General features: G+C 59.9%; 18 protein-coding genes. 3 read left to right on the top strand and 15 right to left on the bottom strand.

Going from position 1 to position 19,556, the window contains the following annotated elements; translation table 11 throughout:
• Positions 1–301: hypothetical protein (locus RTE01_RS26295; RefSeq protein WP_218029270.1), on the top strand; the 301-nt coding region annotated here is incomplete at its 5' end.
• A 361-nt stretch (positions 302–662) separates the two neighbouring features.
• Positions 663–980: a hypothetical protein gene (locus RTE01_RS25845; RefSeq protein WP_123552606.1), complete on the top strand. Its 318-nt coding sequence runs from the start codon at positions 663–665 to the stop codon at positions 978–980.
• Positions 981–1,021: 41 nt separating this feature from the next.
• Here RTE01_RS25845 and RTE01_RS25840 read toward each other — a convergent pair whose 3' ends face one another.
• The 3 genes from RTE01_RS25840 to RTE01_RS25830 are packed head-to-tail and all read right to left on the bottom strand — an operon-like array spanning position 1,022 to position 5,951.
• Positions 1,022–2,146, bottom strand: coding sequence for an ABC transporter permease (locus tag RTE01_RS25840; protein WP_041143864.1), 1,125 nt, complete (start codon positions 2,144–2,146; stop codon positions 1,022–1,024).
• Positions 2,146–4,887, bottom strand: coding sequence for a ribosome-associated ATPase/putative transporter RbbA (gene rbbA, locus RTE01_RS25835; RefSeq protein ID WP_141335478.1), 2,742 nt, complete (start codon positions 4,885–4,887; stop codon positions 2,146–2,148). Before rbbA ends, RTE01_RS25840 begins: the two co-directional genes overlap by 1 nt.
• Positions 4,884–5,951, bottom strand: coding sequence for an HlyD family secretion protein (locus RTE01_RS25830; RefSeq protein ID WP_134525201.1), 1,068 nt, complete (start codon positions 5,949–5,951; stop codon positions 4,884–4,886). Before RTE01_RS25830 ends, rbbA begins: the two co-directional genes overlap by 4 nt.
• 407 nt (positions 5,952–6,358) lie before the next feature.
• Between RTE01_RS25830 and RTE01_RS25825 the strand changes: the two genes are divergently transcribed.
• Positions 6,359–7,759, top strand: a complete 1,401-nt coding sequence (locus RTE01_RS25825) for a GGDEF domain-containing protein (RefSeq protein ID WP_134525202.1) — start codon at positions 6,359–6,361, stop codon at positions 7,757–7,759.
• Between the two features lie 47 nt (positions 7,760–7,806).
• Here the strand turns inward: RTE01_RS25825 and trpS are convergent, their stop codons facing one another.
• The 12 genes from trpS to RTE01_RS25765 all read right to left on the bottom strand — a co-directional run bounded on the left by trpS (position 7,807) and on the right by RTE01_RS25765 (position 19,447).
• On the bottom strand, positions 7,807–8,814 hold the full coding sequence (gene trpS / locus RTE01_RS25820; RefSeq protein ID WP_134525203.1) for a tryptophan--tRNA ligase: 1,008 nt from the start codon (positions 8,812–8,814) through the stop codon (positions 7,807–7,809).
• 206 nt (positions 8,815–9,020) lie between these two features.
• Positions 9,021–9,350, bottom strand: a complete 330-nt coding sequence (locus RTE01_RS25815; RefSeq protein ID WP_041143869.1) for a DMT family transporter — start codon at positions 9,348–9,350, stop codon at positions 9,021–9,023.
• Positions 9,351–9,366: 16 nt separating this feature from the next.
• Positions 9,367–9,777: a DMT family transporter gene (locus tag RTE01_RS25810; RefSeq protein WP_041143870.1), complete on the bottom strand. Its 411-nt coding sequence runs from the start codon at positions 9,775–9,777 to the stop codon at positions 9,367–9,369.
• A gap of 14 nt (positions 9,778–9,791) precedes the next feature.
• The gene (locus RTE01_RS25805) at positions 9,792–10,478 is read right to left on the bottom strand and encodes a hypothetical protein (protein WP_041143871.1); all 687 of its coding nucleotides are present in this window, start codon (positions 10,476–10,478) and stop codon (positions 9,792–9,794) included.
• Positions 10,479–10,490: 12 nt separating this feature from the next.
• Positions 10,491–11,117 (bottom strand): phosphate propanoyltransferase, encoded by a 627-nt coding sequence (locus RTE01_RS25800; RefSeq protein WP_134525204.1) that lies wholly within the window; start codon positions 11,115–11,117, stop codon positions 10,491–10,493.
• On the bottom strand, positions 11,114–11,545 hold the full coding sequence (locus RTE01_RS25795; protein ID WP_141335475.1) for a BMC domain-containing protein: 432 nt from the start codon (positions 11,543–11,545) through the stop codon (positions 11,114–11,116). Before RTE01_RS25795 ends, RTE01_RS25800 begins: the two co-directional genes overlap by 4 nt.
• Before the next feature lie 12 nt (positions 11,546–11,557).
• Positions 11,558–12,505, bottom strand: a complete 948-nt coding sequence (gene cutD, locus RTE01_RS25790) for a choline TMA-lyase-activating enzyme (RefSeq protein ID WP_134525206.1) — start codon at positions 12,503–12,505, stop codon at positions 11,558–11,560.
• 145 nt (positions 12,506–12,650) lie between these two features.
• Positions 12,651–16,037, bottom strand: coding sequence for a choline trimethylamine-lyase (cutC, locus tag RTE01_RS25785; RefSeq protein ID WP_141335473.1), 3,387 nt, complete (start codon positions 16,035–16,037; stop codon positions 12,651–12,653).
• A 25-nt stretch (positions 16,038–16,062) separates the two neighbouring features.
• Positions 16,063–17,217: a 1-propanol dehydrogenase PduQ gene (locus RTE01_RS25780; RefSeq protein WP_141335471.1), complete on the bottom strand. Its 1,155-nt coding sequence runs from the start codon at positions 17,215–17,217 to the stop codon at positions 16,063–16,065.
• A 15-nt stretch (positions 17,218–17,232) separates the two neighbouring features.
• Complete coding sequence (locus tag RTE01_RS25775) at positions 17,233–17,490, bottom strand: EutN/CcmL family microcompartment protein (protein WP_041143876.1); 258 nt, start codon at positions 17,488–17,490, stop codon at positions 17,233–17,235.
• Between the two features lie 26 nt (positions 17,491–17,516).
• On the bottom strand, positions 17,517–19,115 hold the full coding sequence (locus RTE01_RS25770; protein WP_134525207.1) for an acetaldehyde dehydrogenase (acetylating): 1,599 nt from the start codon (positions 19,113–19,115) through the stop codon (positions 17,517–17,519).
• 53 nt (positions 19,116–19,168) lie between these two features.
• A complete protein-coding gene (locus tag RTE01_RS25765) occupies positions 19,169–19,447 on the bottom strand; it encodes a BMC domain-containing protein (protein ID WP_015585230.1) in 279 nt (92 codons plus the stop codon).
• Between the last annotated feature and the right edge of the window lie 109 nt (positions 19,448–19,556).

The raw sequence follows: 19,556 nt of genomic DNA, 5'->3' as shown, positions 1-19,556 counted from the left end.
CTGCCAGGCATCAAATAAAGCAAAAGGCTCAGTCGAAAGACTGGGCCTTTTGTTTTATCTGTTGTTTGTCGGTAAGCGCTCTCCTGAGGAGGACAAATCCGCCGGGAGCGGATTTGAACGTTGCGCAGCAACGGCCCGGAGGGGGGCGGGCAGGACGCCCGCCATCAACTGCCAGGCATCAAATAAACAGAAAAACCTCATGCGAAAGCATGGGGTTTTTTTGTTGTCTGCGGTTCAGGAAACCGGCCGGACGCCGCCCGGATCGGGCGCTGCGCACTGCTATCTCTGGTTATTCTTCTGATAAGAACAGTCCCTTCGCACCCCTGATGCTATATTTAAAATATAAACCAGCTATGTTTTAAATATAAAACCCCGGTTTTTAATTAATTCTCTGAATATCTTTAATTCACTCCTGAATTATATTTAATTAATATTATCAATTATTTACAAAATAACGCTTCGCTATTCCAGACGTAAAGTCGTAATAACTGGACTTTGCCAATCAAATGATTTACTGTCCTTAACACTTTGTTAACTTGATCGGGTTCGGATTAACCGAATTGTGATATAAAATATCAAGCGTACTGCCGATATTAATGCCTGTTTCGGTCACTCCCGGGGCTAAATAACCCCTGTCACCGGGTGGCAATATGAGAATATAAATGAAAATCCTGCTTGGCTGGCCCCCTTTGCGCCGGCTCACTCGCTACGTACAAGAACGCCTTACCTTTTTGGTCCTGCTCTGCTGGCCGGCAATTATCTGGCTGGCGTGTCGCGTCTGCGTCTGGCTGGCCGATAGCGCCTATATGCTGATGAATAAGCCGTTAAGCGACTCGTTTACCGTCTATCTGCAGCCGCTGATGACCTTCGGCACGCTGGTCCGCATCTCGGTGAGCTGGGTCGTGCTGCTGTTCATTCTGTTTAGCATGGCGATGGGCTTTACCTGGCTGCTGCGCCGCGTGATAAACAGCAAAAAATAGTCCACCGGCCGCCGCCTAAGGTGACGGCCGGTACGGCTCATTCACGCCATCGCGCCGATGGTCTTACGAAAACGCAGCAGGGCGATGGCAAAAAACGCTGCGCCAATCGCCATCAGGGTTAAAAACTGCGGCCAGACGATGGCAAAGCCGGCACCGCGATACAGAATCGCCTGCGCGAGGCTGACGAAGTGGGTGGTCGGCATGGTTAACATAATATCCTGTACCGCCTGGGGCATGCTTTCCCGCGGGGTTGAGCCGCCTGAAAGCATCTGCAGCGGCAGCAGTACGAGGATCATCAGCAGCCCCAGCTGCGGCATCGAGCGCGCTACCGTTCCCATAAAGATCCCGATGGAGGTGGTTGCGAACAGGCTCAGGGCCACGCCCAGCATAAAAAGCGGGATCGAGCCTTCAATCGGTACCTGCAGCACCCCCTGAACCATCAGCAGCAGCGAAAGCCCCGAAACGACCAGCACCACCAGCCCCATCGACCAGATTTTTGCCAGCATAATTTCAAACGGCGTCACCGGCATAACCAGCAGGTGTTCGACCGTGCCGTGCTCCCGCTCGCGGATCAGCGCCGAGCCGGTCAGCACGATCGCCAGCATGGTGATGTTGTTGATGATGGCCATGACCGCGCCAAAGCGCTCCTGCTCAAGATTGGGGTTAAAGCGCATGCGCACCGCCAGCTCGACCGGTAGAGTGGCATTATCCCGATAGCGGGCAACGAAGCCGTTCACCTCCCCGCTGATAATATTCTGGATATAGCCATTGCCGGTAAACGCCTGGCTCATCCGCGTGGCGTCGACGTTAACCTGTATTTCCGGCTGCCGCCCGGCGAGCACGTCGCGCTGAAAGTTGGGGGGAATATTAATGGCAAAGGTATAGTTCCCGGCATCCAGCCCGGCATCCATCTCATCTTCGTTAATCAGCTCCGGCGGTAAAAACCACGGCCGATAAAAGCCGTTGATAATACGCGAAGAGAGCTGCGATTTATCCATGTCGGCAATCGCCACAGGCGCCAGATGCAGCGAGCCTGGCATCACGGTCGCAGAGGAATAGACCGACACGGTAAAGGCGAAGAGGATTAAGGTCAGCATCGCCTTATCGCCGAGCAGGCTGCGCAGCTCCTTGACGCCGAGATTATAAATATTGCGTAATCCGCGCATCATCCCTCCTGTTTTTTCAGCAGCCACACGCTGAGGCCGAGCACCAGCGGAACGGCAATCAGCAGCGGTATAAAGGACGCCCACAGATCCGTCAGGCTCAGGGCTTTTGAGAAGGTGCCGCGGGCGATGGTCAGAAAATGGCTGGTCGGGTAGATCTGACCAATCCAGCGGCCGGGCCCCTCCAGCGACGCGACCGGGTCAATCATGCCGGAAAACTGGGTGGCCGGTATCAGCGTAATAATGGCGGTGCCGAAGATGGCCGCAATCTGGCTTTTCATAAAGGTGGAGATCAGCAGCCCCAGCCCGGTGGCGATGGTGACATAGAGCAGTGCCGCCAGGGTCAGGGTCAGAAAGCTGCCCTTATGCGCCACGCCAAACACCAACACCGACAGCGCGCACAGCAGGAAAAAGTTAAACATTCCCAGCACGATATAGGGCAGCTGCTTGCCGAGCAGAAACTCGCTGCGGGTGGTCGGGGTGACGTACAGATTAATGATTGAGCCAAGCTCTTTTTCACGTACCACGCTCAGCGCGCTGAGCATCGCCGGGATCATCATCAGCAGCAGCGGGATCACCGCCGGAACGATAGCCGGCAGGCTTTTCACGTCCGGGTTATAGCGATAGCGCGTCTCGATGGATATCAGCGATGTATCGCGGGCGGGAGAGGCCTGCCGCCCGGCCATCTCCTGTAGCCATGCCAGATGCATGGCCTGAACGTAGCCGCGAACCGTCTCGGCACGATTAGGCATGGCGCCATCCACCCAGACGCCAATTTTCACCGGCGTGCCGCGGGCAATATCGCGGCCAAAATTAGGCGGGATTTCAACGGCCACGGCCAGCTCGCCGCTGCGCATCCGCCGGTCCAGTTCGTCATAGCTCTGCAGCGGCGGCTGCTCAATAAAGTAGCGCGAGCCGGCAATATTCTGCGACCAGCCCTGGCTGCTGAGGGTCTGGTCGCGATCGAGCACCGCGAAGCGCAGATCTTCCACGTCCATGCTGATGCCGTATCCCATGATGAACATCAGAATAACGGTACCCAGCAGGGCCAGGGTCGAACGTACCGGATCGCGCCGCAGCTCCAGCGCTTCGCGTCGGCTGTAGCTAAAGAGCCGTCCAGGGCTGAACGCCTGCTGCGCCGCCGTCGTCACGGACGAAGCGCTAGCCGGCGGAGCGGGCGCTGTTTCAGCAACGGGCTGCTGAGCATCCTGTAGCCAGCCGATAAACGCCTCTTCAAGCGTTGCCGCACCGCGCTGGGCCACCAGCGCCTGCGGGCTATCGCTGGCCAGCACCTTCCCGGCATGCATCAGCGAAATACGATCGCAGCGCTCGGCTTCGTTCATAAAGTGGGTCGAGATAAAAATGGTCACCCGATCCTGACGAGCGAGATCGACCATCAGCTGCCAGAACATATCCCTGGCGACCGGATCGACGCCGGAAGTTGGCTCATCGAGGATCAGCATTTCCGGGCGATGGATCACCGCCACGGCGAGAGAGAGCCGCTGACGAATACCCAGCGGCAGAGCGGCGGGCAGGGTATCTTCGACCTCCGTTAACATAAAGCGCTGGCTCATTTCCGCCACCCGAGCGGGGATCTCGCCATCCGGGATGTGGAATAAGCGGGCGTGCAGCTCGAGGTTCTGCCTGACGGTCAGCTCGCTGTAGAGGGAGAAGGCCTGCGACATATAGCCGACGCGGCGGCGGGTTTCGATATCCTTCGGATCGACCGGCTGACCGAATAGCCAGGCCTCGCCTTCGCTGGCGGGCAGCAGGCCGGTAAGCATCTTCATGGTGGTTGATTTACCGCAGCCGTTTGAGCCGAGGAAACCAAAAATCTCGCCGCGGGCGATGCGGAGATTCACGCGATCGACCGCCACGAAGCTGCCAAAGCGCATGGTCAGGTCGCGGGCCTCAATCGCGATGTCATCATCCTGCGCGCTGCGCGGCGGGATGATCACCTCTTTGTGCGCCTCGCGCTGGGCTTCCGGCAGCAGGGCGATAAACGCCTGCTCCAGCGTCTGGCTGCGGGTTTGTGCTTTGAGCTCTTCGGCGCTGCCGGTCGCCAGCACTTCCCCGGCGTTCATCGCCACCAGCCAGTCGAAGCGCTCCGCTTCTTCCATATAGGCCGTTGCCACCAGCACGCTCATCTCCGGCTGGCGCCGGCGAATGCTGTCAATCAGCTCCCAGAACTGGGCGCGCGAAAGCGGATCGACGCCGGTGGTGGGCTCATCAAGGATCAGCAGTTGCGGATCGTGGATCAGGGCGCAGCACAGGCCGAGTTTCTGCTTCATCCCGCCGGACAGCTTCCCGACAGGACGGTCGCGGAAAGGGGCCAGCCCGGTGCTGTGCAGGAGCTCATCGATGCGGTTCTCGCGCTCGGCCTTGTTGTGACCGAATAGCCGGGCAAAGAAATCGACGTTTTCATACACCGACAGGGTGTGATAGAGGTTTTTGCCCAGCCCCTGCGGCATCCAGGCGATTTTGGGGCAGACATCCCGCCGATGCCGGGGGTCGCGCATATCGCCGCCGAGGACCATCACGTTGCCCTGTTCAATCGCCCGCGCCCCGGAAATCAGCGACAGCAGGCTGGATTTGCCGACGCCGTCAGGGCCAATCAGGCCCACCATCCGACGAGCGGGAATGCTTAGCGTGATATCCCGCAGCGCGACGGTGGCGCCAAAGCGCTGGCCAACGTGTTCCAGCAGGGCGACCGGTGGGTAAGTATCCTGCTGAGAGCCTCTCATTGCGGCAACCTCACCGTGAGCGTATCGGGCCAGGCCTGCTGGCTATCCAGGCGAACGTATGCCATGCCGGGCAGGCCGGTTTTGACATACTCCAGGTGCTGCTCCAGCAGCTCCGGCGGAATGCGGGCCTTCACGCGGAACATCAGCTTCAGGCGCTCATCGCTGGTTTCTACCGTTTTCGGCGTAAACTGCGCGACGCTGGCGACAAAGCTGATATGGGCGGGAACGACCATGTTTGGCGCCGCGTCCAGCACGATGCGCGCCTCGCTGCCCAGCGCCAGCAGGCCAGCCTGCTCGGTGGGCAGGAAGAAGGTCATATAGACATCGGAGAGGTCGACCATATTCAGCACCCGGCCGCCGGCGGCCAGGACTTCGCCCGGCTCGGCGACGCGATACTGAATTCGGCCGTCGCGCGGTGCTTTGAGCTCGCTATCGTCGATATCGGCGAGGATGCGTCGCTCCGTCGCCTGCGCGGCATCGACGCGGGTTTGTGCCTGAATAATGCTGGTGCGGGCGGCTTCAATTGCCGCCTTCGCCGCAGACACCTGGGCTCTGGCGGATTCGAGCGCCGCCCTGGCGCTTTCCGCTGCCGCCTGGTCATCGTCGAGCTGCTGGGCCGAAACCGCGCCGCGCTGCGACAGCGCGCTGGAACGCACGTGCCGTTTGGCGGTGGAGTTGAGCTCCGCCTGCCGCTGTTTGACCACCGCCTCGGTGGCGCGCATTTCGCTTTGCCGCTGATCCAGCAGCGCTTTCGCAGCGGCGACCGCGCTTTCAGCCTCTTTGATCTGGGCGGCGGCCTCAAGGCGCTGTTCGTTAAGCACCCGAATATCCATCCGCGCCAGCACCTCGCCCTTGCGAACGAACTGCCCCTCTTTGACCAGAATGGCGTCGATGCGTCCAGCGGTTTTGCTGGCGATATCCACCTCGGTAGCTTCGATCCTGCCGTTGCTGCCGGCAAAACCCTGCGGAAGTCCCGGCGGACGCAGCGCCCATACTACCAGGGCGGCGATGACCGCCAGCAGGCCGACAAGGCACCAGGCCCAGTGCTGTTTGATTTTGTCCATACGCTACTCGCTCTGTTCCATATTGCTGAGTGATGCGCGCTTCTGTCCTCCGCCATACGGAGCATTCTCTCTTTGAAAGACAGGGGAGTGGAGGGGCAAGGCCGACCGGCGCGCGGATCCAGCTGCGCGGCTAACCGGTGAGAAAGATGTGCTACGAATGTGGTCATCATCAGCAATCCTGGCCTTAAATGAAACACGCATAAATATAGCTACTGTCTATGGGATACTAGCATTTGTATTGAGTATGTCCATACGATAAGTGTGGGATGTTGACGCCGCGTCGCCAACCGTCCGCCGGCGGCCTGGCGTAAAGCAGATTGCTGCATTTTCAATCTGGTTGGTCATAGCTAACTGTTGTATGATTTGCGGCCCTGAAAAGAGACAAACGTCAGCGAGTGCTTTATTCAATGAAAGATGAAAGCAAAAAATATATCGCGGTTATTTTTAAGGAATGGCTGCCGCTGCACGACAGCCTGACGCCGGAAGTAAAGGCGGTGCTTAATAATATTGCCGCCGAGCAGGCTGAAGCGCTGGCGGCCCGCTTTTATGACTTTATTTTTCAGGACCCGGATATTGCCAGGCACCTTACCTATGACCTGGTTCAGGAGCGTCTGAGCCGCTCGCTGGCCGGCTGGGTCAAAGACATTTTGACCTGCGAGAAGGACGGCCTGCAGGCGCTGGCGGAACGGCAATACCATATTGGCAGCATTCACTCGCGGATCGGCATTCCTGCCGAGGCCGTGCTGCGCGGTGCCAGGCAGCTCAAGGCCGGGGTTATCGAATATATTCGCGACAGCGCGATAGACCGCCAAACCGGCGTGGCCGCGATCTACTATGCGATTATGGCGTTTAATATGGCGATCGAGATGATGTGCCATGCCTACACTCTGTCGCACTATCGGGCCACCAAAAACGAAGAGGCCTATCGACTGTACAGCCTGATGGATAACGTACCGATGGAGTACGGTAAACAGCAGGCCGCGCTCTCCGGCTGGGAAAATACCGTTATTTTTAATATCGTTAGCGAAAATAAAAACGATATTAACGCCACGTTATTATCTGAATCCGAATTTGGCCTGTGGTTCCGCCATAAATGCGTGCGCTATTTTAATAAGAACGCGCAGATGGAAGAGATTGGCGGATTAATCGCTGAGGTCGATAACCTAATTAGCGGCTGGAAATCAACGGATAGCTATACGGGATATAAAGAGACGCAAAACCTGCTGCAGGGCATTCATATTCATTGCCAGCAGATCGGCAGCCAGCTGGGGGTGATTTTTAGCAGCCTGACGCAAATGCAAAACGGCAAAGATGCCCTCACCAGCCTGCTCAACCGTCGCTATCTGCCGGTGGTCCTCAAGCATGAGGTCACGCTCGCCATCGAGTATGAGCGGCCGATGACGGTGGCGATCGTCGATATCGACCATTTTAAAGAGATTAACGATAGCTGGGGCCACCAGGTGGGCGACCGGGCGATTAAGCACGTTGCCGATCTGCTCAGCGATAATATCCGCTCCAGCGACTATATCTTCCGCTACGGTGGCGAAGAGTTTCTGCTGGTGCTGGTGGAAACCGGTGCCCACGAGGCCCATGTGCTCCTTGAGCGCCTGCGCAAAAATATCAGCCAGCTCGCCTTCAACGTGGGCGGCGAGACCGAAATCGCCATTACCGCCAGCATCGGTTACGCCATCCATACCGGCCACCCTGATTACAACCTGCTGCTGCGCGACGCCGATAGCGCGCTCTATGCCGCCAAGCGCGACGGACGCAACTGCGTGAAGATGCATGAAGGCGGCAGCGGCGGCTAAGCCGTTTGCCGGCGACGCGCGATGGCGCAAGCCCGAAGCCTCTTCGCTCAGAACAGTATCGGCAGTCCCAGACCCCGTTTCACCTCATGCAGCGTCTGCTGCGTGAGGCCGTTCGCCCGCTCGCTGCCCTGACGCAGCAGTTCCAGCAGCATGCCTTTATCGGCAATAAACCGCGCCCGTTGTTCGCGGATCGGCGCCAGCAGCGTCTGCAAACACGCCTCCAGCGCGTCTTTACACTGCCGGTCGCCCAGTCCGCCACGCTGATAGTGCGACTTCATTTCGGCAACCAGCGGCTTGTCGGGGTGGAAGGCATCGAGATAGGTAAAGACAACGTTACCTTCCACCCGGCCCGGGTCGGCAACGCGCAGGTGGTCCGGGTCGGTATACATGGCGCTGACCGCGCGATGGATCTCCTCTTCGCTGGCCGAAAGCGTCAGCGTATTGCCCAGCGATTTTGACATTTTTGCGCTGCCGTCAACGCCCGGCAGGCGACCGACCTCGCTGAGCAGCGCCCTGCAGTGCTGCAGCACCGGCGCCGTCGTCAAGCTATTCATCTTATGTACGATTTCGTTGGTCTGTTCGATCATCGGCAGCTGATCGTCGCCGACCGGCACCAGCCCGGCCTTAAAGGCGGTGATATCGGCGGCCTGGCTGATGGGGTAGGCCAGAAACCCCACCGGCAGCGAGCGGGCGAAGCCTTTCTGCGCAATTTCATGCTTGACGGTGGGATTGCGCTCGACGCGGGCAACGGTGACGATATTCATGTACAGGGCGCTTAGCTCCGCCAGCGCCGGGAGGGCCGACTGCAGGCAAATCGTGGTTTTCTGCGGATCGATGCCGACGGCCAGATAGTCGGCCATCACTTCAAAGATATTGCTGCTTATCTTTTGCGGGTTGCTGCCGTTGTCCGTTAATCCCTGCAGGTCGGCGACCAGAATAAACTGCTGGTGGTCATGCTGCAGCTGCACGCGCTGGCGCAGCGACCCCACGTAATGGCCGAGGTGCAGCGGGCCGGTCGGGCGATCGCCGGTAAGAATGGTGTGGTTTGCGTTCATCAGAAACTCCTTACGATGCGGTTAAGCCGAAAGGCGCTGCTGAGAAATGACAAAGCCGCCTTCCGGCGGCTTTGAAATGGAAACGTGAATCGTGCCGCCTTTATGCAGGCAGCCACCAGCGAAGGGAGCGGGTAACGACAACGTTTCTGTTCATCGGACTATCCTGCCACGAAATGGGCGTCGGGTAAACCCGCCCCCCGCGAGCGTTACATCGTAGAGAAGACGTTCATGATGATGCCGCCGGAGATAATCAGCACCATCGCGAAGATGGCCGGCAGATCCGGCTTCTGCTTGTAGAGGATCATGGAGCAGATGGTGACGCCGACGATACCAAAGCCGCACCACAGCGAGTAGGCCACGCCCACCGGGATGGTGCTCATCGCGCGGGTGAGGGCGAAATAGCACAGCCCGTAGGCGCAGACCACCAGCACCGACGGCGCCAGTTTGCTAAAGCCGTTGGTCTTTTTGATCATCGAGGTGCCGGTGATTTCGGAGCCGATTGACAGCGCCAGCCATAAAAATCCGAGATTAAACATATGCTATTCCTTTCAGTTAGTTGGCGATTTTTTTGTCGAGAGGCGTAACCGGCTCGGCGGGCGCGGCGGCGCTCTCCTCGCTGCCCATTTTCGAGAACAGGTTCATGATGACGATGCCGCTGGCGATAACCGCCATGCCGATAATGGCCGCGGTATCCGGATGCTGGCCGTAAAAGGCCATGCCCAGGGTGGAAACGACGAGGATGCCGGTGCCGGACCAGGTGGCGTACGCCAGGCCGACGGGGATATCTTTCACCGCGCGGGAGAGCGAGTAGTAGCAGGTGCAGTAGAGAACAATCAGCAGCGCGAGCAGCATCATTTTGGTTGAGCCTTCGCTGCTGCCGAACATTTTAAGCGTCGAAGTGGCTGAGGTTTCGGAGAGGATAACCAGCAGCATCCATAGCCAACATTTTGTTTTAGAAGACATAATAAACTCCGGGTCTATTTATTAAGGTAAGGTTCTTTTTTTCTGTTTTTCAAAAAATCGATGGCGGCATCGGTCAGCTCGGCATCGGGCGCGGCGGCTAGCGCTGGATTATTCACGACGTCCGTGACGGTAAGATAACGCCGCGTCGCGTTCACCGGCGGCGGCGCTGCGCTACCCGACGTCAGCCGCTCCAGCAGCTCGTTCATATCGCACAGGGTGACGCCGCACTCCGTCAGGCGGGCCAGCGTCGCACGCATCTGCCCGGCGTAGGCCGAGCGGGTCGCCGCGCCGTACAGCTGATTGAGCTCGCTGTCGGGATCGCAGTGGTAGCGCAGCGCCAGCACCGGCAGGCCGCTAAGCAGCGCCTCGTGCAGGCGTCTGGCGAACGGGCTGTGCAGGCTGCCGTTTGCCAGGTCGGCCGCCAGCGGATAGTCGAGAAACGGCACGATCGCCGCGCGCCAGGCCATTGCCGGCAGCGCCTCCTGCCAGGCTGACGGCGGGATGATTGCGCCGGTTTCCTGCCAGCATGCGGCGTCCGGGATACCTTCGTCCAGCGCGATATGCAGCGGCAGCCCGCAGGCCGCCAGGCGGCGACGGATCGCCTGCCGGTAGCCGTCGGCGGCGGTGACCATCACCAGAACCGGCGGCTGCAGCCGGTGGATAATCCGCGTTACCAGGCGTTCGATCTCTTCGTCGGTCATGGCCGGTCTCCGTTAAGCGGGCTGGGTGATGACGACCTGGGCGCCGTTTTTCAGTCCGGCGGCGTTGGCCTCTTCGGTATCGATGTGGAACTCAAGCGCAAAATCATCGCGCACCCGAACCACCACCTCATCAAACGTCAGCCGGCGCTCGCCGTTGCTGCGGACGCTGATCTTCTGCCCGTTGCTGACGTTCAGCCGGCGGGCGTCCTGCGGCGACATATGAATATGCCGCCAGGCGCAGATCACCTGCGAACGAAGCTCAACGTGGCCCGCCGGGCCGATCAGCAGCGCGCTGCCAGCGTTCTCCAGCTGGCCGGACTCGCGCACCGGCGCCCTGATACCGAGAGTGAAGCAGTCGGCGCGGGAAATTTCCAGCTGGCTGCAGGGCCGGGTGGGGCCGAGGACGCGCACCTGGGTCAGCGAGCCCTTCGGCCCGACCACGGTGACGCACTCTTCGGCGGCGAACTGCCCCGGCTGACGCAGCGGCTTCAGCGGGGTTAGCGCGTAGCCCTTGCCAAACAGCGCCTCGACATCCTGCTGTGCCAGATGAACGTGGCGGTTAGAGATGCCGACCGGGATCTCGGGGGCGACGCGGCTCAGGCGGGCGGCAATTTTTTCATGGAGCAGAGCGTCGATCATGCCTTCTTCCCTCTCCTCTGCGCGGCGTTTTTGTCTTCCGCCTGGTCCGCTGCCGGCTGCGCGTCATAGGGCGCGGCCGGCTCTTTTTCTTGTGGCGGGAGCGAGGCGTCGGCTTTAGCCGCCGGCGCCTCGGCCTGAGCGGCAGGACGCGACGGGCGGCCTTTTAATTTACCCAGCGCATCGACCACGCTGCGTTCCGGACGGGCGATGACCAGCGAGCCGACGACCTGGCCCGCGGCGACGACCTCGACGCCGCGCTCAATCGCGGTGTGGATGGCGCTGATTTCGCCTTCAAAGCAGACGCTGACCAACCCCGAGCCGATTTTACGGTAGCCGATGCAGCTTACGCCTGCGGCTTTGCAGGCGGCGTCGACGGCCTGAATGGCGGCGACCAGCCCTCGCGTTTCAATTACGCCTAAACTTTTCATTGTCAGCTCCTGTTAATGGCGGACTAAACGAATATCAAAATCAAACTGCGCGAAGAACGTTTCCAGCTGGTCTAACTCTTCGGGCGAATAAGACGGGTCCTGAGTAATCGGGTACGGCATATCCAGACGTTCATATTTTTTACGCCCCAGCTGGTGGTACGGCAGCATATCGATGCGGCGGATATTTCCGCGCTTCGCCAGGTTTTGTACGTAATGAATGGCGCCGGTAATGGCTTCCCAGGAGTCGTTATATCCGCGCACCAGCGGCATCCTGACAATCACGTTGGCGCCGGAATCCACCAGCCACTCCAGGTTGCGGCGGATCCCTTCGTTGCCAATACCGAATAACGCTTTATGGTGCGCGCTATTGATCTGCTTAATATCGAATAAGAAGGTGTCGGTGACCGGCGCAAGCTTCTGATAATTAGCCAGCGAGGTGGTGCCCTGGGTTTCGACAGCGGTATTGAGCATCATCTTTTTGCATTCGCTAAATAAGGCGACGGCAAAATCGGTCTGCAGGCTCATTTCGCCGCCGCCGATGGTCACGCCGCCGCCGGAGGCGATATAAAAATCGTAATCCTGCATGATTATCTCCATCAGCTCGCTGACGGTGACGTCTTTACCCATAATATCCAGCGCGTTCTGGGTGCAAATCTCTTCGCATTTACGACAGCCGATGCAGTCCTTATTGCGGTCGACGAAGTGCTTCATGGCGCCGTTTTCTTCCGCCCGGTAGTGAATTCCCGCCGGACAGACGCTAACGCAGTCGCCGCAGTTAACGCATTTATCCTGCGAGAACATCACCTGAAACTGGCTGGTAAGCCCTTCCGGGTTCGCGCACCACGGGCAGCGGATATTGCAGCCTTTGAAAAAAACCAGCGTGCGAATACCGTCCCCGTCGTAGATCGAATACTTCTGTATATTGAAGATGCGCCCGGTTAATTCTTGTGTTGCGATCACGCTTGCCTCCTCCCCGTCCTCTTTCGAGCCGTAAATGCGTTGGTCGCGCCTGTTCACCCCAGTCACATCGCTATCTATGCGCCTGGGATGTACGGGCTTACCGCTTTTCTACAACTCGACATTGCTGGGGGAAAATGTCTTTAAATTAGAACTTTTCAATCACCGTACGGCTGATGATTTCGTCCTGAACTTCTTTGCACAGCTCGACGAAGTAGGCGCTGTAGCCCGCCACGCGGACGATCAGGTCGCGGTATTTTTCCGGCTCCTGCTGCGCTTTTTTCAGCACTTCGTTATCGACGTAGCTGAACTGCATCTGGCCGTTGCCGAGAATCGATGCGGTACGCAGCAGCGTGATCAGGCCATGGCGTCCTTCCGGCGTATCCAGCAACCCTTTGAGGAACTTGAAGTTGTGCACCATGCCGATGTTCATAGTCTCCACGTTCATCTTGCTGACCGACTTGATTATCGCCGTCGGACCCTGCTTATCGGCGCCCTGCGTCGGGCTGATACCGTCCGAGAGCGGCATCCACGCCAGGCGACCATTCGGCGTGGCGTTGGTCAGCTCGCCGATCGGCGTGTTGTTGGAGATCGACAGGGTGCCGTGGCTGAGGGTGGAGTAGAGCATCTGGTATTTACGGCACTCGCGCTCGGTCCATTCGGTGATATCCAGCGCGTACTGGTCAACGTAGTTATCGTCGTTGCCGTACTTCGGCGCGTTCAGGCAGTCGCGGCGCAGCCCTTCGAAGCCTACAAAGTTCGCCAGCATCGCATCGCGGATCTGCTCGAGGGTATATTTTTTATCTTCATATACCAGCTTGCGGATCGCGGCGAGGGAGTCGACGTAGGTCGCCAGGCCCGAGAAGATCAGCCCCGGCCCGTGGTTGACCATCGCGCCGCCGGCCGCCACGTCTTTACCGCTCTCCATGCAGCCTTCCACCAGCAGCGACATCAGCGGCTTCGGCGCCACGTCGCGGTGCACGCGCTGGCTGATCACCGTGCCGATTGCCGACAGGCGCACGATATGGGCAATCTGTTTTTTCACCGCCGCGTCGAAGGCTTCGAAGGTGTGCAGGTCGCGCAGGTCGCCGGTATCCAGCCCCTGATAGCTATCGAACAACACCATCCGGCCGCGGTTCAGCACGAACTCGATGGCGATGGGCCACTGGGTGTAGCCGGTGGAGGTCCACTGGTAGATACGGCCCGATTTCTGCGGCTCGACGCAGCCCATCAGGCAGTAGTCGCGGGCGTCTTCAAAATCGAAGCCTTTACGCAGCATCATCTTGATATGGGAGTCATCGAAGTGGCAGGCCGGGAAGCCCATACCCGCCTTCACCACGTCGACGATTTTTTCCATGTACTTCTGCGGCGACTGGTTGTGAATGCGGCAGGCCAGCGAAGGCTGATAAACCTTCACGAAGCGCACGGCGTCCATAATCAGATAGGTGAGATCGTTGCAGGCATCGCCGCCGGTACGCTTCTGGCCGCCGACGGTCAGGTTGATAAACGGCTGATAGCCGGCGAAATATTTCGCCCCCAGCTCGCTGGACATCCACATCAGCTCGGCGCACTTGATAATAAAGGCCTGCATCATCTCCAGCGCAGCGTCGTGGGTCAGGCGCCCTTCGCGAATATCGGCCTCAAACATCGGGTAGCAGTACTGGTCAACGCGGCCGAGGGAGAGGCCGGTCTGGTTCTCTTCGACTTCGAACAGCGACTCCACGGTCCAGATGCTCTGCAGCGCTTCCTGCAGGGTTTTCGGCGGGTTGGCCGGCACGTTCTGGTTAACCTCGGCGATGGTCAGCAGCTCGGCGCGACGCTGGGCGTTTTGCTCCCTGGCCGCCAGCTCCCGGGCGTGGGCGGCGATGCGGTGGGAGTAGTTAATGACGCCTTCACAGGTTTCGATCGCCGCCTTGTAGTAGTAAATGCGGTCGATATCTTCCGGGTTCTCCATGCTCAGCTGCTCGAGGCGGGCCTGGGCATCGGCCTTAATGCCGTTCATCCCTTTGGTGAACAGCAGAACGTCGTAGCCCGGACAGGTATCGCCCCCGCCGTTGATCTGGTGATAGGAGAGGTCGCTGACGAAGGTCTCACCGCTGAACGCCCAGACGCCGGCTTCGCGATACTGCGCCTCGCAAATCTCATCCAGCGAACGGCCTTCCCAGAACGGAACGATCTCCTCGCGGATGGTTTTTTTATCTTCTTCGCTGATCTCAAACGGATCCTGCGGGCGGGTGCTCATGGTGTCGAGCTCGTCGCGTACCCAGCGCCAGGCGATATCCGGTGAGAAGGCGCCCGCGCGCGGCTTGCCGCACGGATGGCCGACGATCAGCTCGTCATCCTGAATCAGGATCGGCGCGGTTTCGCAGGCGTGGCGGAACGCTTTGGCGCGCAGCAGAATGGTCGGCATGCCCGGGTTGGCTTTGACCACTTCGGTAAAGGCCAGCGCGCGGTAGATGGAGACGCTCGGGCGCACGGTCAGGTAGTGGTTACGCAGGCGCTGCATGCGCGGGGTCAGGCCTTCCATCGCCGGGGTATCGGCGCAGGCGGCGAACGGGGCGGCGGAGATCTGCTGCGCGCCGCGGAACAGGCGCACCGGCAGGTTCAGCGCGCTGAGGTTGTGCTGGGCGCTGAGGAACATCGCGGAGAGCGCGTTGATATTGGCGTTCTCAAGGCTCGCACCGTGCAGCAGGGCGTCAAACATCGGGTAGCCGTCAATGGCGCAGGCGGCGCGGACTTCGCTCAGCTCCGCCAGCTTGAACCACAGGCATTCGACGATCTCATAGGCCTGCTGTGGCGTCAGGGCGCCGCTATCGATATCGCGCTGGTACCACGGCAGCAGGGCCTTATCGGCGCCTTCCGGGTTCACCGCATAGCTGCCGTTATCGAGCTGCAGCGCGAGCTGGAACAGATAAAAGGCCTGGCAGGCTTCTTTAAAATTGCGCGCCGGGTGGGCCGGAACCTGGTGCAGGATGGCGGCGCTGTCGCGCAGCTCGCTCTGGCGAAAGGCGTTGCCTTCGCCGGCGGCCAGGGTCTCCGCGCTGTTAGCCAGATTTTGTGCCAGCGTCAGCAGCCCGTCGCAGGCGTAAATCGCCGCGCGGCAGCCGTTGACTTCATCCATGCCGCTGCGGCTGACGGCGCTGCCCAGGCTGCGGGTTTTCTCTTCGAGCTGGTGCCTGATCGCCAGTACGCCTTTCTCGATGACCAGCTTATAGTCCGGGGAGTCGAGGTCGCCGTTCAGATTGAGAAACTGGAACGCCGACGGGCGATGGGCCGCGCTTTCATCGTGAAAGATGGCGCCGTGCGGTTTGCGGGTCTGGTTGCCGACGATCAGCTCGTCGGCGCTGATGCACACCGGCAGCTGGCGCATCAGTTCGTAGAAGCGGCGCGCCGGTTTAACGGCGGCGGGGACGCCCGCGATATCGCCATCAAGGGCGTTGAGCGTCGTGGCATGTTCGGTGCACAGGGTGCTTTTTTGTGAGAGTAAACGTTTTGCCAGCACGTTGACGCGCGGCGTTAAGCTGTAGTGTGCCATGGGTAAGGTTCTCCAGTTCTTGTTATCAGTGGCCCTGAACGGCGCCGCCGGTCCACGCCCGGCGATAGAGTTCGGTTAAAGCGTGGGCATCCGGTACGCGCGGGTTGGTTGGGGTACAGCCATCGCGCAGCGCCTGGCCGACCATTTCCGCCAGCCGCCGGTCAAAATCAGCGGCGTCGACGCCGGTATCGCGGATGCCGGCCGGCATGGTCATTTCATCTTTTAATGCCTGAATGGCGATCAGTAGGCTGGCGACGCCCTCGCGGGGGCTGGCGGCCGGCAGATCCAGCAGATGAGCCAGGCGAGCGTATTTGCGCGCGGCATCGGTATCGCACCGCCCCTGATAATCGGCGTTCCACGCCACGACTTCCGCCATCAGCAGCGCGTTGGCGCGGCCGTGAGGGACGCGGAAGACGCCGCCAAGCGCGTGGGCGAGGCTGTGGGTCACGCCGAGCGAGGCGTTAGTGAAGGCCATTCCCGCCATGCAGGAGGCGTTATGCATCTTTTCCCGCGCCAGCAGGTTGTCGCCGCTGCGCCAGCAGGTCGGCAGGTAGCGAAACACCTGCTGCACCACTTTTTCCGCCAGCGCGTCGGAAAAGTCGCTGGCATTGAGAGAGACGTAGGCTTCCAGCGCGTGGCACAGAACGTCCATCCCGGTATCGGCGGTGATCGCCGGCGGCACCGAGGCCACCAGCGCCGGGTCGAGAATGGCGATATCCGGCAGCAGCGACGGGTCCACCAGCACCAGCTTTTCGGCGCCGGCTTTCACCACCGAAAAGGCGGTCACTTCCGAGCCGGTACCGCTGGTGGTGGGGATCGCCACGAAGCAGGGGCGCTCGCGGCGGGCGTCCGGACGGGTTTGCGCCAGGGCGAAGATAACCGCTTTGGCGGCATCAATCACCGAACCGCCGCCGAGGGCGATAACCAGATCCGGATAGCGGCTGTCCATCAGCTTCATACCGCGCACGACGGTGGCGATATCCGGGTCAGCCACCACGTCGTCCCAGACCTGGAAGGTGATGCCGCGCTGCTGCAGGACTCGGGTCACGCGATCGGCGAGGCCAAATTTCACCATCGCCTTATCGGTGACCAGCAGGACGCTGCGGGCGGGAAGCTCGCTCAGGACCGCAAGCGCGTCCTGACCAAAGCGGATCCGGGGTTTCAGCAAAAATTCACTCATTGGACTATTCACTCCTTAAGCGTCCCGAAACACGTTCTCGACAATGGCAACCACCGACATGGCCTTATAGCGGTCCCGGTTGAGTGCGAAATACTCTTCAGCCAGCACGATGTCGTGCATGCCTGCGCCGACGCTATCGACGGCAACCCAGGTTTGGTCCTTCATTGGCCGCTGTTCATCGTCTAACCTGGCGATTAACAGCAGGTTGCTGCCGCGTAGCTCAGCGCATTTCTGCGTGGCGACGACATGTCCGACTACCTTTGCGAGAATCATTGTTTTTATCGCCTTATCTCAATGCATTACTTACCGAGGCGCTCCAGCACCTGGCGGATAACGCGCTCCACGTTTTGCTCGCTGATGTCACCTTCCGCCTCGACGGCGGCGCGGACCGCAAAACGATCGTCTGCCGTTGCGCTAAGCGTCGCGGCGGCGGCAGGGGCGGTGAAGCGCTGGTCGTCAACAATGCTGCGATGCGGGTTATCGACCGGGGCAACGAGGGTGGGCTGCGGTTCAGGGCGGCTGCCCGGGGCGCGCAGTTCATCAATGGAGCGCACGCCGTAGCCGACCCTGCGGATGTTGAGCAGGTTCATTGGCCCGACGTTATCGGAGCTGGAGCCGCCGCCTACGGCGCCGCAGCCGAGGGTTAATGCCGGGGTGATATTGGTGGTCGCCCCGATGCCGCCCAGCGCCGCCGGGGTGTTGATCAGAATGCGGTTAACCGGTTTTTCGAGGCAGAACTGGCGGATGACGTCCTGGTTACGGGTGTGGATCACCAGGGTGTGGCCGAGGCCTTCGTTGGTCAGCAGCTCCACCACCCGATTGCAGGCCGCCTTCCAGTCCTCTTCCACGTACAGGCCGAGTACCGGACACAGCTTTTCGCGAGAATAGGGGTTTTTGTGCGAGACGGTGGTTTGCTCGGCGATCAGCACCCGGGTGCTGGCCGGAACGCTGAAGCCGGCCATCTGGCTCAGATAGAGCGCGGTTTTGCCGACCACTTTCGGGTTGATGGTGCCGTTGGCGCGCAGCAGCAGGGCCGCCATTTTTGCCGCTTCGCCCTCGTTCATAAAGTACGCGCCCTGGGCTTCCAGCTCGCGATGTACTTCGTCGTAAATGCAGCGTTCGACGATGATCGACTGCTCGGACGCGCAGATCACCCCGTTATCGAAGGTTTTGCTGGTGATGATATCTTTCACTGCGTGGTGGATATCGGCGCTGCGCTCGATAAACGCCGGACCGTTACCCGGACCGCCGCTGATGGTCGGGGTGCCGGAAGCATAGGCCGCGCGCACCATGCCTTCGCCGCCGGTGGCGAGGATCAGCGAGACCTCTTTGCTGTGCATCAGTTCGGAGGTGGCTTCGAGGGTCAGCTGGGTGATAGCGCCGACGCTGCCTGCCGGGGCGCCTGCGGCTTCGGCGGCGCGCTTAACGATCTCTATCGCTTTCCAACTGCACTCGCGCGCGCCGGGATGCGGGGAAAAGATAATCGCGTTGCCGGCTTTGAGGGCAATCAGCGTTTTATAGATTACGGTTGAGGTCGGGTTGGTTGAGGGGACCAGCGCACAAATCACCCCCAGCGGCACGCCCACGTCCATCACTTTTTTTAGCGGATCGTCATGAATGATGCCGACGGTCTTCATATCTTTGATGGCGTCGTAGACGCGCAGCGAGGCAAAACGGTTCTTCAGCACCTTGTCCTGCCAGTTGCCAAATCCGGTCTCTTCCGAGGCCATTTTCGCCAGCGCTTCGGCGTGGTGCGCCGCTTCCTGGGCCACGTTTTTCACGATGGCGTCGATTTGCTGCTGCGAAAAGGTGGCCAGAATCGCCTGGGCCTTTTTGGCGCTGCGCACCAGTTCCCGCGCGTTCTGGCGGGACTGCAAATCGTTATCCAGTTCAATCATGAGTCTATCCTTCATCAGACGAAAAGAGTGGAGACGGGGCGCGCCCTGTCAGGTCATGCTTTGTGCTGCGACGCGATTTTCTCGATATCGTTATGCGGTCGCGCAATGACGCGAGAGGTGACGACTTCGCCGATGCGTTTCGCCGCTTCCACGCCGGAGTCCACCGCCGCGTTCACCGCGCCGACGTCGCCTTTCACCATCGCGGTGACCAGCCCGGAGCCGACGTTTTCATAGCCAATCAGTTCGACGTTGGCGGCTTTACACATCGCATCGGCGGCTTCAATACAGGCCACCAGACCTTTGGTTTCGATCAGACCAAGCGCTTCTTTCATCATGTTGTCTCCCGTTATTCCGCGACTTTGTAATGTGCGACGATTTTGTTGATGTCGTTATGTGGACGCGCGATAACCAGCGAGGTCACCACTTCCCCGATGCGCTGCG

It is taken from the genome of Klebsiella terrigena, assembly GCF_006539725.1.
GTDB lineage: Bacteria > Pseudomonadota > Gammaproteobacteria > Enterobacterales > Enterobacteriaceae > Klebsiella > Klebsiella terrigena.
Note: the sequence above shows the minus strand (reverse complement) of the source record. Positions and strands in the feature narration are given on the sequence as shown.

What these genes read in the sequence shown, in the direction of transcription:
- RTE01_RS25840 (WP_041143864.1), bottom strand. Translation starts at nt 2,146, where the DNA reads ATGCGCGGATTACGCAATATTTATAATCTCGGCGTCAAGGAGCTGCGC.
- RTE01_RS25825 (WP_134525202.1), top strand. Translation starts at nt 6,359, where the DNA reads ATGAAAGATGAAAGCAAAAAATATATCGCGGTTATTTTTAAGGAATGG.
- RTE01_RS25780 (WP_141335471.1), bottom strand. Translation starts at nt 17,217, where the DNA reads ATGAGTGAATTTTTGCTGAAACCCCGGATCCGCTTTGGTCAGGACGCG.
- RTE01_RS25845 (WP_123552606.1), top strand. Translation starts at nt 663, where the DNA reads ATGAAAATCCTGCTTGGCTGGCCCCCTTTGCGCCGGCTCACTCGCTAC.
- cutC (WP_141335473.1), bottom strand. Translation starts at nt 16,037, where the DNA reads ATGGCACACTACAGCTTAACGCCGCGCGTCAACGTGCTGGCAAAACGT.
- RTE01_RS25800 (WP_134525204.1), bottom strand. Translation starts at nt 11,117, where the DNA reads ATGATCGACGCTCTGCTCCATGAAAAAATTGCCGCCCGCCTGAGCCGC.
- trpS (WP_134525203.1), bottom strand. Translation starts at nt 8,814, where the DNA reads ATGAACGCAAACCACACCATTCTTACCGGCGATCGCCCGACCGGCCCG.
- RTE01_RS25815 (WP_041143869.1), bottom strand. Translation starts at nt 9,350, where the DNA reads ATGTTTAATCTCGGATTTTTATGGCTGGCGCTGTCAATCGGCTCCGAA.
- rbbA (WP_141335478.1), bottom strand. Translation starts at nt 4,887, where the DNA reads ATGAGAGGCTCTCAGCAGGATACTTACCCACCGGTCGCCCTGCTGGAA.
- RTE01_RS25830 (WP_134525201.1), bottom strand. Translation starts at nt 5,951, where the DNA reads ATGGACAAAATCAAACAGCACTGGGCCTGGTGCCTTGTCGGCCTGCTG.
- RTE01_RS25795 (WP_141335475.1), bottom strand. Translation starts at nt 11,545, where the DNA reads ATGAAAAGTTTAGGCGTAATTGAAACGCGAGGGCTGGTCGCCGCCATT.
- RTE01_RS25775 (WP_041143876.1), bottom strand. Translation starts at nt 17,490, where the DNA reads ATGATTCTCGCAAAGGTAGTCGGACATGTCGTCGCCACGCAGAAATGC.
- RTE01_RS25765 (WP_015585230.1), bottom strand. Translation starts at nt 19,447, where the DNA reads ATGAAAGAAGCGCTTGGTCTGATCGAAACCAAAGGTCTGGTGGCCTGT.
- RTE01_RS25805 (WP_041143871.1), bottom strand. Translation starts at nt 10,478, where the DNA reads ATGACCGACGAAGAGATCGAACGCCTGGTAACGCGGATTATCCACCGG.
- RTE01_RS25770 (WP_134525207.1), bottom strand. Translation starts at nt 19,115, where the DNA reads ATGATTGAACTGGATAACGATTTGCAGTCCCGCCAGAACGCGCGGGAA.
- RTE01_RS25810 (WP_041143870.1), bottom strand. Translation starts at nt 9,777, where the DNA reads ATGTCTTCTAAAACAAAATGTTGGCTATGGATGCTGCTGGTTATCCTC.